General features: G+C 47.6%; 13 protein-coding genes. 8 read left to right on the top strand and 5 right to left on the bottom strand.

What is annotated here, in order from left to right:
• Nucleotides 1-28 precede the first annotated feature (28 nt).
• The 5 genes from HF638_RS25755 to HF638_RS25735 all read right to left on the bottom strand — a co-directional run bounded on the left by HF638_RS25755 (nt 29) and on the right by HF638_RS25735 (nt 6,665).
• Nucleotides 29-874, bottom strand: a complete 846-nt coding sequence (locus tag HF638_RS25755) for a carbohydrate ABC transporter permease (protein WP_211175791.1) — start codon at nt 872-874, stop codon at nt 29-31.
• A complete protein-coding gene (locus HF638_RS25750; RefSeq protein ID WP_047842642.1) occupies nt 874-1,788 on the bottom strand; it encodes a carbohydrate ABC transporter permease in 915 nt (304 codons plus the stop codon). The genes HF638_RS25755 and HF638_RS25750 overlap by 1 nt, the downstream gene beginning before the upstream one ends.
• A 116-nt stretch (nt 1,789-1,904) precedes the next feature.
• Entirely contained in the window at nt 1,905-3,461 is a 1,557-nt protein-coding gene (locus tag HF638_RS25745) for a response regulator transcription factor (RefSeq protein ID WP_169482834.1), read from the bottom strand.
• Nucleotides 3,436-5,253 (bottom strand): sensor histidine kinase, encoded by a 1,818-nt coding sequence (locus tag HF638_RS25740; protein ID WP_169482833.1) that lies wholly within the window; start codon nt 5,251-5,253, stop codon nt 3,436-3,438. The genes HF638_RS25745 and HF638_RS25740 overlap by 26 nt, the downstream gene beginning before the upstream one ends.
• Nucleotides 5,254-5,375: 122 nt before the next feature.
• Entirely contained in the window at nt 5,376-6,665 is a 1,290-nt protein-coding gene (locus HF638_RS25735; protein ID WP_169482832.1) for a Gfo/Idh/MocA family oxidoreductase, read from the bottom strand.
• A gap of 127 nt (nt 6,666-6,792) precedes the next feature.
• Between HF638_RS25735 and HF638_RS25730 the strand changes: the two genes are divergently transcribed.
• From HF638_RS25730 to HF638_RS25695, 8 genes are all read left to right on the top strand, one after another.
• Complete coding sequence (locus HF638_RS25730) at nt 6,793-7,695, top strand: AraC family transcriptional regulator (RefSeq protein ID WP_169482831.1); 903 nt, start codon at nt 6,793-6,795, stop codon at nt 7,693-7,695.
• Entirely contained in the window at nt 7,692-8,138 is a 447-nt protein-coding gene (locus tag HF638_RS25725) for a RidA family protein (protein WP_047842646.1), read from the top strand. Before HF638_RS25730 ends, HF638_RS25725 begins: the two co-directional genes overlap by 4 nt.
• Nucleotides 8,139-8,146: 8 nt before the next feature.
• Nucleotides 8,147-8,737, top strand: a complete 591-nt coding sequence (locus HF638_RS25720) for a GNAT family N-acetyltransferase (protein ID WP_169482830.1) — start codon at nt 8,147-8,149, stop codon at nt 8,735-8,737.
• Nucleotides 8,738-8,750: 13 nt separating this feature from the next.
• Nucleotides 8,751-9,584: a phosphotransferase family protein gene (locus HF638_RS25715; protein ID WP_169482829.1), complete on the top strand. Its 834-nt coding sequence runs from the start codon at nt 8,751-8,753 to the stop codon at nt 9,582-9,584.
• 30 nt (nt 9,585-9,614) lie between these two features.
• Nucleotides 9,615-11,837 (top strand): class I SAM-dependent methyltransferase, encoded by a 2,223-nt coding sequence (locus tag HF638_RS25710; RefSeq protein ID WP_169482828.1) that lies wholly within the window; start codon nt 9,615-9,617, stop codon nt 11,835-11,837.
• On the top strand, nt 11,837-12,412 hold the full coding sequence (locus HF638_RS25705) for a histidine phosphatase family protein (protein ID WP_169482827.1): 576 nt from the start codon (nt 11,837-11,839) through the stop codon (nt 12,410-12,412). Before HF638_RS25710 ends, HF638_RS25705 begins: the two co-directional genes overlap by 1 nt.
• Before the next feature lie 61 nt (nt 12,413-12,473).
• The gene (locus HF638_RS25700) at nt 12,474-13,136 is read left to right on the top strand and encodes a 3'-5' exonuclease (protein ID WP_169482826.1); all 663 of its coding nucleotides are present in this window, start codon (nt 12,474-12,476) and stop codon (nt 13,134-13,136) included.
• Between the two features lie 22 nt (nt 13,137-13,158).
• Entirely contained in the window at nt 13,159-13,533 is a 375-nt protein-coding gene (locus HF638_RS25695) for a hypothetical protein (protein WP_169482825.1), read from the top strand.
• Nucleotides 13,534-13,563: the final 30 nt, after the last annotated feature.

The following is a 13,563-nucleotide window of genomic DNA, read 5'->3' as shown; positions in this document are numbered from 1 at the left end:
CTGTCTATGGATAATAAGAAACGTGTTGTTACTTCAGACCTGTGGTCGCAATGCCCTCAAGGAAATATCGTTGAAACAGTAAAAAGATGATGGTCACGGGAAGCAGTGACAGGGTGGACATGGCGAGCAAAGCGCCCCAATCGGATTGTCCTGATGGATCGAAGAGAGACCGAATGCCCAGCTGCACGGTGAACAGATCAATTTTGCTCAGATAGATCATCTGGCTGAAAAAATCATCCCAGCTCCACAGGAAGGTGAAGATCGCGGTTGTAATCAGTGCTGGAACGAGCAGTGGCACTACGATTCGGAAAAAGATCTGTGATTGCCCGCAACCGTCAATGGTTGCACTCTCGTCCAGCTCTCGCGGAATACCGCGTATGAATTGAACCATGAGCAAGATGAAGAAGGAATCCTGCGCGAGCCATTTGGGCAGAATCAGCGGGAAATACGTATTAATCCATTGAAGCTCATTGTAGAGAATGTACTGGGGCACCAGAGTAACATGGTAAGGCAACATAATTGTGACCAACATCATGCTGAACCACAGGCCTTTGAATCTGAACTTCAATCTGGAGAAGGCGAAGGCTGCAAGGGAACAGGAGATCACATTGCCCAGCACACTCATGACCGAGATCAGCACGGAGTTGCCGAAGAAACGGCCGAAGGAGATGCCCTGGAGACCTTTCCAGCCATTAATATAGTGCTCCAGCGTGAAGCTGGTTGGGAAAAGACTGCCACTGGTGAAGATGAGATGGTTCGGTTTAAACGAACTGAGAATCAACCATAGTACTGGATATAACATCAGCAGACCGAGGAGTATAATGGCGGCATGCCTCCCGGCCTGAACCAGTTGTCGTTTGATTGGCACATGCATTACCTCCCCTCCTGATTGTCCCCGTAGAACACCCAAAATCGGGATGTAACAAAGACGATTGCGGTGAATACCCCGATAATGACCAACATGATCCATGCCAGAGCCGAAGCATAACCCATATCAAAGAACGAGAAACCTTTCAGATACAGATACAAGGTATAGAACATCGTTGCATCGAGTGGACCCCCGCGGCCATCCCCGATCACATAAGCTGGTGTAAACGCCTGGAATGAATTGATCATGCTCATGATCAGGTTAAAAAAGATAACGGGGGAGAGCATGGGCAGGGTAATTCCAAAAAATTGACGTATCTTGCCCGCTCCATCGACATCGGAAGCTTCATATAAGTCTGCCGGGATCTGTTTCAGACCAGCAAGAAAGATGACCATGGCAGACCCGAATTGCCACACGGATAGCGTGATGATGGTATAGACCACATAATCCGGATGCGCAATCCAGGATGGTCCCGAGATACCAAACCAGCTTAAAAACTGATTGACCAATCCATTCCCCTCAAAAAGTTGCCGCCAGACGATTGCAATCGCGACGCTGCCACCCAAGAGGGAAGGGATGTAATATACGGTCCGGTAGATGCCGAGGGCTCGAATTCCCTTGTTCAGCGCCATTGCCACCAATAGGGCGAAGGCGAGCCTTAGTGGAACGGATAGAAAGACATAATAAAACGTCAGCCCAAGGGACCTGCGAAAGGTATCGTCCTCGGTAAAAATGTGAACATAGTTGCTAAGTCCGGTCCAAGTCGGTGATGACAGCAGGTTGAATTTGGTCATGGATAAGTATAGGGACGCAACCATCGGTCCCAGTGTCAGACAGAAGAGTCCGATCAGCCAGGGCAGAAGAAACAAGTAGGCTGTGGTATTGTGCTGACCGTATAAGGGCTTGGTCTGCTTTTTCATCATGTGCCTCCCTTCTGAATGGGTAAGAATAATGGTCACCAGTTATGAATCCGCTTACAACATACGGCGTTCTCTTGGTAACCACATCATACCGGGGAAGGGGATCAGCTTGAATCTCATTTCTTCGGATCATGACTATCGATTTTTTCGGAATGCAGCAAGCGATAATCTGAAGGACTCATGTTGAACATTCTTTTGAATTTCGAGCTGAAATAACTTGGCGAACTGAAGCCGGTCAGTTCTGTAATATCCCACACGGTTAATTGGGTTTCCTTCAGCAGTTGCAAGGCGTGTTTCATCCGAACGCCCGTCACATACTGAATAAAAGAGGTACCTGCCCCTTCCTTAAACAGTTCGGAGAAATAGGTAGGATAATAGTTAAATCGTTCAGCGAGCAACGTCAACGTTAGCTCCTGCATGTAGTTCTCCTCGATATATCGTTTGGCTAACTCTATAATCGTCCCATCCCCATCTTCTGAAGGAAGTTGTCTACTCAGGAAATCTTGAGCCCATTGCATTAATAAGCGTTCTGCTTGATCTGGCGTCTTGAGCCACAGTATCCATTCCGGGGTCATCGGAAAATCCATCAACAGTGAAATTTGAAAAATACCTCGTGTCATTCGGGATGGAGAGAGCTGGAATGCTTCGTGAAGTTCCTTGCGGATCAGGCTGCGGAAGGAGTCCAGTTCCCCTCGGATGAGGCAACGATGTAGCGTTCGGGTAGTTTCCTCAGGCAGTAATGGACTATAATCTGTTCCTGCCTGAGGATTCGGAGTGTTGCCAGCCCGTTCAGCTGAATTCCAAGCCAGAAGGGAATGGATGTAACCTTCTTTCCAATGCTCAAGTCCAGAACCAGAAAGTCCCACCCCAATCTTGAGTTTCATGGAAAAAACAGATGCCGTATGTCCCGTGAGCTGTTGGATGAATTCGTACTGCATACCGTCTTGTACCATGAAATGCATGATGCCTGCGTGTGCTGAATCATGAAAAACCTGGACATTGTCTGAATCAGACTGGGCGATTTCGTAACATACCAGCTCAAAAGGGAGATGCATCTGCTCGTGTGAGCGATCTTTTCGAATATTCTGCTTGTCTGATTGACTTATACTCGCGGTGATGAAACAGACCTTCTGATCCTGCCGTGATTCGAGATGGAACAATCGAAGTCGTTCTGGCAGTGAGGAAGGCGGAAGACGATTGCCTCTGACGAGATCAAGAAGGAAACGTTCTTTCATTTCCCGGTAATACTGAGATAGGCGCCATTGCAGCAATTCGGAATCACCTCGTACTTTACGTTGATCATCCAGATCCGCTTTGATTTTGCCTAATGTTGCTTTCAGTTCATCCCGGGTTACAGGCTTCAGTAAATAATCCATCACCTGGCTGCGGACCCCCGCTCTGGCATATTGAAAATCTTCATAACCCGTGATAATGACAATCTGGATAGAAGGATTATAACTGCGGCAGACATCCATTAATCGGACGCCATCCATGACCGGCATGTTCATATCGGTAATCAGCAGGTCGAAGTGTTCAGATTTCAAAAGTTCGTCAGCTTCAATCCCGTTAGATGCTTCCCCTGTTATAACAAAGCCCATGTCGTGCCAATCGACTTTCAATTTTAATCCTTCGCGAACTTCGATCTCGTCATCTGCGATTAATACGTTGTACATCATATTCCTCCTGTATGGGTAGAATCAGTTCAATACATGCGCCTCCGCTCTCATCGTTCTCTATATGAACCGTGAACAAGGCACCATAATGCAGGCGGCAACGAGCAATGACATTGCCCAGTCCAATATGCCAGCCTTCATTATGCAATATGGATTCCAATGAGGGGGGAGCTACGGGATGTTGCAACTTGTGGATGATTTCTGCTGGAATACCCGGTCCGTTGTCTGAAACGCTGATGTGCAGACGGTCATGCATCCGGTTGATCCGTATCTGGACCTGGGCTGTGGTCTGATGCTGGAAGCTGTATTTCACTGCATTTTCAATAAGCGGCTGAAGAATAAACTTGATGATGACCACGGAGTTCAGTGTGCCTTCCTTCGTTATCGAAATGTTGAGCTTATGACCAAAACGAGTCTGCAAAATGGAGATATAACGTTGTACATAATCTAGCTCTTCGGTTAGGCGAACACGGTCGTCATTAGTGTTTATGGAAAAGCGCATCATTTTACCCAAATCCTCAATGACCTGAACCGTATCATCCGTTCTACGCTGAATGGCAAGGCTGCTCACCAGCTCCAGGGTATTAAACATAAAATGTGGATTAATCTGTATGAGAAGTGCTTTATACTCTGCTTGCTGGCGGAGCAGCTTCAGCTCGAATTCATTCTGGATATGCTGTCGCAACTGACTGATCATATAACGGAAAGTGAAGATCACATAACTGATTTCGCTCTTTACATTTTTATCCGGAGGCAGTAGTGAATCCGCTTGGTCGAAAGCACCTCGTTGAACCTGTCTCATCGCCAGCACCAGTCTGGTCAATGGCTTGGTCACACCGTGAGATAGCCATGCAGCAGCCAAGAGGGAGACCAGTATCAGGGCAATCGTGACCACCACAATCGTGCTTTGGAGTTTATGGAGAGACAGGTACATTTCCTTTTCCGGTGCCAGACCCGCCAATATCCAGCCCGTACGTCCCAGTTCCTTGTATACAAGGATGTCTCGCTGTCCTTCCTGGTTTGTGAGATATGTGACTCCGGATTTGAGCGGGCTATTACGAATACGATCGATCTCTGCGGTAGCTACAGCACCCAACGTGTCTACCTGCTGTGAGAGAATAGGATTTCCTTGCTCGCCCAGCAGAAAAATAGTGCTACTCTCCGCAAGATGTATGCGACGGAGCGGCTCCAGAAAATAGGATTCACTGACATTCACCTTCATGACACTCTGCGCTGTAGCATGATGAAAGGTGCCAATGGGCATCAGCAGACTGACCACCGGATTGCCATGATCTCTCACACGTTCATGTTGGTCGGTGTGTGCAGGTAACCAGCGTTCCCCCAACGTGTAGAAATTCGTATACCAGGATTCTTGTTGAAAGGCAGGATCATACGCTACCTGATTCTCACTGCCAATTCGCAGTCCATTCCGTCGATAGATGGATACATCCGAGATACTGGTGTAACTGTTCGTTGCCTGGGTGAGAAAACGGCTCATCGCGAGGTTGGCCAGCATCTTTTCTCCTTCCGAAAGGTTCGGATCTCCGATCGCATTATCCCAGTTCTTGCCCATATCACTATTGAAAACAAGAGAGGCGACATCATAGATTTGCATCTGCACCATGTCTACGTATGAACCGTATTCCTCCATTTTCTCAAGAGCAGAGGATTCGATGTAAGAGCGGATGACCATGCGTGATTCCTTGAAGAGCAGGTAGGAGAGTGTGCCAAAAGCGAGGACAAACAGGACAACGATAAAGGCAATCAGGCGGTTTTTTAAAGAGAAGAACATGGATTTCCTCCTTCTACCGAGTCAACTTGCGTGCGCAGGTTAATTATAAAAATATAAAAAAAGACTGCGTAACATGCGCAGCCTTTAAATGAAATTAATAATGTAGTGAAGATCTGGGAGACTTAGAAACGAACCAGATTATTGACGTTGACAGGCAAGCCCGTGGAAATGGCGCGATTGGCCGCAATCCCAGTCAGAATGGATCTGGCACCGTCTACGTGGTTAGCAGCACGATGGAACGGATCTTCTACAGGCTCTCCGAACAGATCATTCAGCAGAACCGGGTCACCTCCGCCATGTCCACCTGCTTTCTCTTCCACTTCAACCTCATATGGCGCATCGAACATCGGGAGAACCCGCAACGTTTTACCGATCAAAGCACCTTCCTTGCTCTTGTCACCCAATGAATTGACATAGGATTGCTCCACAATGTTCATTTCAATCCGGCCTTTGGTGCCATTAATGGCAATGCGGTAACCTTCCCATGGCTGGTAGGCAACGAGGGAGTAGGTCAGAATCGCTTTGTTCCGATACTTCACAAGAACGCCCATCGTATCCTCAATGTTGATGCCATCCCCGAATACGCTCTGATCGCGCTGGTAACCATCTTCTGATTCAGCATCCAGATACATGGACTTCATATGAGCATCCGAATCCAAATGCAGTGCAAAAGGGTCATCCTTCGCGATCGGGTTGCCAGTTGCCCGGTTGTAGAACTGCGTTACACCGCGTTCTTCTGCGTTTTCTCTGCCGTAATACATCAGATCACCGAATGCGAACACGGTATCCGGCTGTGAGCCAATCCAGAAATTCACCAAGTCGAAGTGATGGGTGGATTTGTGAACGAGCAGTCCGCCGCTATTACGCTTGTCCCGATGCCAGCGGCGGAAGTAATCTGCCCCGTGGCGGGTATTCAGCAGCCATTCAAAGTGAACGGAAGTGACTTTCCCAATGGTATCATTCAAAATAAGTTCCCGAATTTTAGTGTGGTGCGGTGCATAACGGTAGTTAAAGGTGACTCTGACGTTCTGGCCAGTCCGCTTGACGGCATCCAGAATCTCCTGACATTTCTCCTCATCGATGGTCATCGGTTTTTCGGTAACAACGTCACAACCCAGTTCCATGGCACGAATGATGTACTTGTGATGGGTGCGGTCAACGCTCGTTACGATGACATAATCAGGTTTCTCGTTCTCAATCATCTGATCAAACTGATCTGCAGGATAAGTGGGTACCTCAGGATACTCGTACTTTTCCTTCAATAGTTGATTCGCGTAGTTCATACGGACTTGATTTATATCGCAAAAGCCGACAAGCTCGGATGTATCCCTGTAATCCCGGGTCAAAGCACCATAAAAAAATTCGGCGCGGCCGCCGGTTCCAACTAATACATAACGTTTCTTGTTACTCATGTCTATCGCCTCCTTGAATATAGCTCTAGACTATAACAAGGGAGTACTTCTTTCGCCGCATTTTATGCGTAACCGCTTTCAAATGCCGCATATTTTGCTATAATTTATGGAAAGGAGAGAGGGAGACATGACAGAACCTTTTCGTGCAGATTTTCATGATCCCACGGATTTGCTGCACATCGAATATGATCGTCGCATTGGGTATTTCTCGATGACGGATGACCACCTGCATGATCATTATGAGTTGTATTATCTGTTGTCTGGCGAGCGTATTTATTTCATCAAGGACCGGACTTATCGGGTCAAGGCTGGCGATCTGGTGTTTGTTGACCGCAATACGGTTCACAAGACATTGGAGAGCGGTATGCCCGACCATGAACGAATGGTGCTGTATTTGAAGCCTGAGCTTTTTGCAGCCATAGCTATTTCCGCGGAGTTAGTTGAAGGCTTGAAGGAACCCTTCTGTTGGGAGATTCCCATTGTAAGATTTCCTTCACAGGTCACGGAGGTTTTGGAGCGGATGGTTAGCGAGATGGTGGATGAAATGCTTCGTCCCCAACCCGGAAGCAACCTGTTGCTTCGTCACCGGGCTATTGAATTGTTGCTGCATGCCTATCGAAATCAGGATGTTGGCCGGTTATGCTCCGATGATCGTGAGCCGGTTCTTCATCCCAAGACACAGGCCGTCGTACGTTACCTGAATGAGAACTATCAGAAACCACTGACACTACCGGAGGTGGGGGGTATGTTTCGCATTAGTCCGCATTACCTGAGTCGATTGTTCAAACAAACGACGGGCTTTACCTTCAGTGATTATCTGAATCTGTTACGGGTGAAGGAAGCACAGCGTTTACTGCGAGAAAGTGAAGAATCCATTACAGACATCGCCTGGCTTGCGGGGTTCAGTAACTTCTCTCATTTTGGCAAGATGTTCAAACGTACCGTTCAGGTATCACCAAGAGTCTACCGACAGGAATACAAGGAATCGGGTTCTGTGAGGACCGTAAAAGAGGGAGAGAATATACGATGATTGAAGCAAGATTGAATGAACTGGGGATCATTTTACCACAGGCCAGTGCCCCCGCAGCAAAATATGCCAATGCCGTTATTGTCAATGGAATCATGTACGTATCCGGGAAAGGACCTGATACCTCTGAACGTGGCAAACTGGGATCAGACTTCACAACAGAGCAGGGATATGATTTTGCCCGAAATGCTGGACTGGAGGTGCTCGCTGTCGTTCGAGACGTGCTGGGTTCACTGGATCGGGTGAAGAGAGTGGTTAAAGTGCAGGGCTTCATTAATGCGTCTGCTTCGTATCAGGAGCATCATAAAGTGCTGAATGGATTCTCGGATCTGATGATGGAGGTATTTGGGGATCAGGGGGTACACGCCCGTTCGGTATTCGGTGCCGTATCTGTGAGGGATAATTTGCCGCTGATCATTGATTCTATTTTTCAAGTGGAGGAGTAGGTATAACGATGACAGAATCGTCTTCATTAAATCCGATCATGCTAACGATTCCCGAGAGCTTCTACACAGAACGTCTCATGATTCGTGCCCCGCAGTGGGGAGATGGCAAGGCTGTGAATGAAGCGGTCCGTGAAAGTGCGGAACAACTGCGGTTGTGGTTGCCTTTTGCCGAGAAGATCCCGTCATTGGAAGAGTCCGAAGTGACTGTTCGCAAAGCAAGACTGCAATATCTGGAGCGTACCGACATGATGTTACATTTGCGTGATAGACATACGGATGAATTCGTAGGCAGCAGCGGGCTACATCGCATTGACTGGAATGCACGCTGTTTTGAGATCGGTTACTGGATTCGAACATCGCGAGCTGGTGAGGGTTTGATGACGGAAGCGGTGAGAGGCATTGAGCAATTTGCCATTACGCATCTGGAGGCTAACCGGCTGGAGATCCGCTGTGATGCCAGGAATGTACGAAGTGCCAAAGTAGCCGAACGAGCGGGTTATACGCTGGAAGGAATACTGCGCAAGATGCGGCGGGACAGCACAGGTACGCTGGTCGATTGTATGGTTTTCTCCAAAGTCAGAGGCAGTGAGTTTAAGTAAATGGAGGGTAGGTATGGAGCGAATTGGTCAGGGAAGAACTGCGGAAATCTATGCGTATTCGAACGAGCACATTATGAAGTTATATCGAATGGATTTTCCAATCGAAGCCGTCCAGAATGAATTTAGAATAAGTGAGTTGGCATTCAAAAAAGGACTCCCCGTCCCACAGGCAGTATCCTTGATAGAACATACTACTTCGCGTGCTGGCATTGTTTTTGAGCGAATCCAGGGGATTACCCTGTTATCACTTATCATTCAGCAACCGGAGTTACTAGAGCAGCTCTCATCCAAAATGGCCGAGTGCCATTACAGACTTCATTGCAAGAGAGATGATGAAGCAACACTTCACTCTCAGAAACAGATTTTATCGGGAGCGATCCGCAATGTCCAATTATTGTCGGAGAATGATAAAGCACGAATACTTTCTTACTTAACAACACTGCCTGATCAACAGCAGATCTGTCATGGCGATTTTCACCCCGATAACGTGATGCTGAGTGAAGCTGGCGATCAATACTGGGTCATCGATTGGATGACTGGCATGTCGGGTGATCCTGCGGGTGATGTGGCTCGAAGTTGGGTAATATTAATGAGCGGCACTTTGCCGGAAGATACGGAGCCTGCGATACGAATGGGTTTTGAAATGGCTCGTGAATCACTGGTCGAATATTACATTAATCACTATATACATCTTTCCGGGATTTCCCGGGAAACGGTTGAATCCTGGATGCTGCCAGTTGCTGCAGCGCGTCTTGACGAGGATCTGCCTGCTCAAGAGGCGGAACAGCTGCTCAAGTTTGTTCAGGAAATACTTCGTCGGCTAGACGAATCTAACTATATTATATAAAAAGGGTAGAGAAAGAGAGGGGACGAATTCATGCTGCATTCATTAAAGGCCATACAATCATATAAGTCAGGTAACATGCCGGAAGCCCAGCAGCAATGGCTGCAACTGCTGGCAGCGGCGGAGAAGCCCCATATTAACCTCGAACGCATTCATTCCATTGCCGAACTTGAGGGTACGAATCCGGTGTTGGATTACACTGAGCATACACTGCACGTGCTGGAGAAACTTCAGGTTTCTTTTTGGGTGCGAGAAATTCTGGAGGACGTATTAATCTGGTCAGAGACGGCGAAGGCCGGATCACGGGAGCAGCGGCGAATATGGCAAAAGCAGGGCGTTAACCTGTTTGTGCACAATGTGGGGTCAGCCCAGTTATATGATCTATACGCAGGGGCAGACCAGCTGGATAACGAAATCGGTAAAAGCAAGGAGGCGAGTATAACTCAACTTGGTTCTACGAGTGCTGCTCTAAGTAAGAATGCAGATATAAGCGAGCATACTGCGCCGCCTTCACACACACCAAGGCATGAGATTATTCGTACGCTAATTGCTACGCATGGACTTATCGGCCAATACATACGCGGCGAGATTCCATTTGCCGAGAATGCGCCGCTTCACGCCTTGATCGTCAAAGGATGGCTAACTACAGATGAACTGCACACCATACTGATGGCATTAAATGAGTGCATTATTGCAGGTGTTGATCCAGCGCTATGGAATCAGGTTTGTGCTGAGGTACAGCGAATTGTAGGCTGGATTATCGCCGGACCGGATCATGAGGACTGGAGCGTGAAGGAACGGTTATCCCGTTTAAGAAGTTCATCCATACGGCAAGGAGAAGCTATGGACGAGGCTTATGCCAAACTTCAAACGGAAATGGATGTGGAACCAATTCTGGCTCCGCTGGCGCATCGTACTCTGTGGTACGTGGAGTCGGCCATGCAGGATTTTTCGTTGCAGGAGATGGTGAAAGTGTTCCTTCTGACGCTTCGCAGCGAAAGTATGAATCCAACATTTTTGGAGAGTCAATCCGATATAGTCCGCCATATTAGCTTCGAACCATTGATGAATACGATGTATTACGACTATAAAGGCGTCAAGAAGCTGAATATTTACAAGAAACGAATGATTGAAAAATATTTGGAACAGTATTCATGGGAACAGATTGCGTCAGGGGAGCAGATCGTTTATCCTCATCTAACCCATCGGATTGAACGTCATACGAATCTGCCGGATACATTATTCGTGACCTTTGAATTTTCCCCAGCGGCGGAGAAATTGATCGCTTTCTGTATTGAAGCGGAAAAGTCGCCGTTATATGAGAAGGCTGTGCTGCTTTTATTCGATCTGTTCGGGTTGCGCCGGGATGCCTATGATCGGTTCCATAACGAAGAGACGTATTTGTCCGATATGAACAGTTCCGGTGATTACAAAAAAGTGCTGCTGGACTATATCGTTGGTAAACGGGTACTGGATATTGGTCCAGGTGGAGGAATTCTGCTGGATCTGATTGAGCAGGAAAAACCGGAAGTGGAGCCAATCGGTATCGATATCTCAGCCAATGTCATTGAAGCGCTGGAGCGCAAAAAACAGCGCGAGGGACACAGATGGCAAGTCATGAAGGGCGATGCCCTGCAACTGGAGCAATATGTGCAGCCAGGCACCGTGGATACGGTTATTTTTTCATCCATTCTGCATGAATTATATTCATATATTGAACTTGATGGCCGAAAATTTAATTCCGACACAGTCGCGGCAGCGCTGAGAAGTTCATTCCGTGTGCTGTCACCTGGCGGAAGAATTCTGATTCGGGATGGCATCATGAGTGAACCGGAAGCACAGAAGCGCCGGATTCGTTTCCTGGAAGCTGATGGGATGCGCTGGCTGGAGCGGTATGCAGAAGATTTTCAGGGACGTGCAATTGAATATGAGCGGGTCTCAGACAACGAGGTTGTACTGCCGATTAACGATGCGATGGAATTTCTCTATACGTATACGTGGGGCGAAGAGGCATATGTACATGAGATTCAGGAACAGTTCGGTATATTTACGCCAACTGCCTATGAGAACTGTATTCGAGAAGCGCTAGGCGAACAAGCCGAGATTATCACCTTCGAACATTTTCTTCAGGAGGGGTACACAGAAGCACTCGGAGAACGAGTGATCTTCATGAACGAAGATGGCGAGCTTGCGCCTTTGCCAGACAGCACCTGCCTGATCGTCATTGAGAAGAAGAAAGGGTTGGCGGACGGATGATGAGCGAGTCCAGCACGGTATTGTATTTTGTTAGACATGCGGAGTCTCGATATGTTGAAGGACAGGAGCGCGAGCGTGGGCTGACAGAACAAGGTCATCAGGATGCGAGAACGGTTGCCAGTCTGCTCCATGGGGAGCAGATTCAACTTTTCTATTCCAGTCCATACAGACGGGCGGTGGATACGATTCAGATTCTGGCAGATCAGTCAGGTGGAATTGTGGTGACGGAGGAAGATCTGCGTGAACGCCAGTTATCGAGTTCGGATGTGAGGCATGATCATTTTCGTGAAGCCAAGCAGCGGTTGTACTGTGATCCTACGTATGCGTATCCTGGAGGAGAGTCTGGTGAACAGGCTCGCTTAAGAGCAGTAGCAGTGATCGAGAGAATTCTGGATAAACATACGGGTCAGAAGGTAGTCATCGGAACACATGGAGACGTGATGACGCTTATTTTTCAACACTATGACGCTTCGTACGGGTATGACTTCTGGGAGAGTACTTCAATGCCGGACATCTACAAGTTAGATTTTGACGGAACGCACAAGTTGGTTCAGGTCACTCGATTGTGGGAGTAACAGAACTGTATATGAGACAGGCATTAGCCAGGATGAGATTGGAGAGGAGTGAGTCGGACAGATGAAAATTACGCTGTTGCCTGATACATACTTTATTGAAAATCTAAGCGTATCTTCATTACAGGATAGAATGTACTGTATATTTGATCTCGAGGGTACGGGCATTAATCCTGTGGTGGAGAGTGTGACACAATTTGGTGCGATGCATTACCAAAGAGGACAACAATGTAATACAACATTTTCTTCACTTACACGCGCGAACAAACCTATACCAGAACCTGTGGCGAAATTAACAGGCATTTCGAATGAGGATATGTTGGAGGCTCCTTCGTTCGTAGAAGCATTTCAGACCTTTCTGGAGTTCATTGGGGATAACGTTCTTGTGACACAAGCCGGATATGAGTATGACCTGCCCATCTTGAAGCGGCATTGTGATGAATATGGTCTCCCGATGTTGACCAACCCGGTGTTGGATACAAAAGCGATGTTTACTTACATTCATCCTGAGATTAACGAGGTCGTTTCTACAGATTTTCTAATTCGGTATTATGATCTGAATACAGATGGAATTCACAGGCACAATGCTTTGGCAGATTGTGGTGTGATCGCTGGTATCTTTGAAAGTATCCTTAGCGAATATGAGGAACTTCAATTGGATCATTTTACAGCCGATCCTAATCGAATGATGAAGCGTTTTGTTATACCTGAGATGTATTTGACATGATGATGAACTGGAGGGGAGATCAATGAGCAAAACGGATGTGGAGAAGCTACTGTTGGATCTCAACGAGGGACGGATTCTGACCCAGCAGACATTCGAAGGATTGGATGTGGAAATTTACCTGGATGAAAGGGATGCCCCTGCATTTGCTGACGAGTGGATGAAATCCTTTGAACGATGGGTTCAAGCTTCCGCTGTGGCTGAAGAAGAGGTGCTGCGCGCAGGTAGGGAACAGGCGTTCAAACAGACCTTAGCTCTCACCGACGAACCTGAGTTAGCGGGGTATGTGAGTGATGATATGGGTTTAATTGGCGCTGCACTGTTACAGGATGTGATGCAAGATTCCTTTGTGAATCAGCTATTGGAGAGTTATCGTCAAGGTCGATTGCCCCTGCGATAAGCGGGGGAGGACGAACAGGGTTGTTTCCGT

This window comes from Paenibacillus sp. SZ31 (genome assembly GCF_012912005.1).
GTDB lineage: Bacteria > Bacillota > Bacilli > Paenibacillales > Paenibacillaceae > Paenibacillus.
Note: the sequence above shows the minus strand (reverse complement) of the source record. Positions and strands in the feature narration are given on the sequence as shown.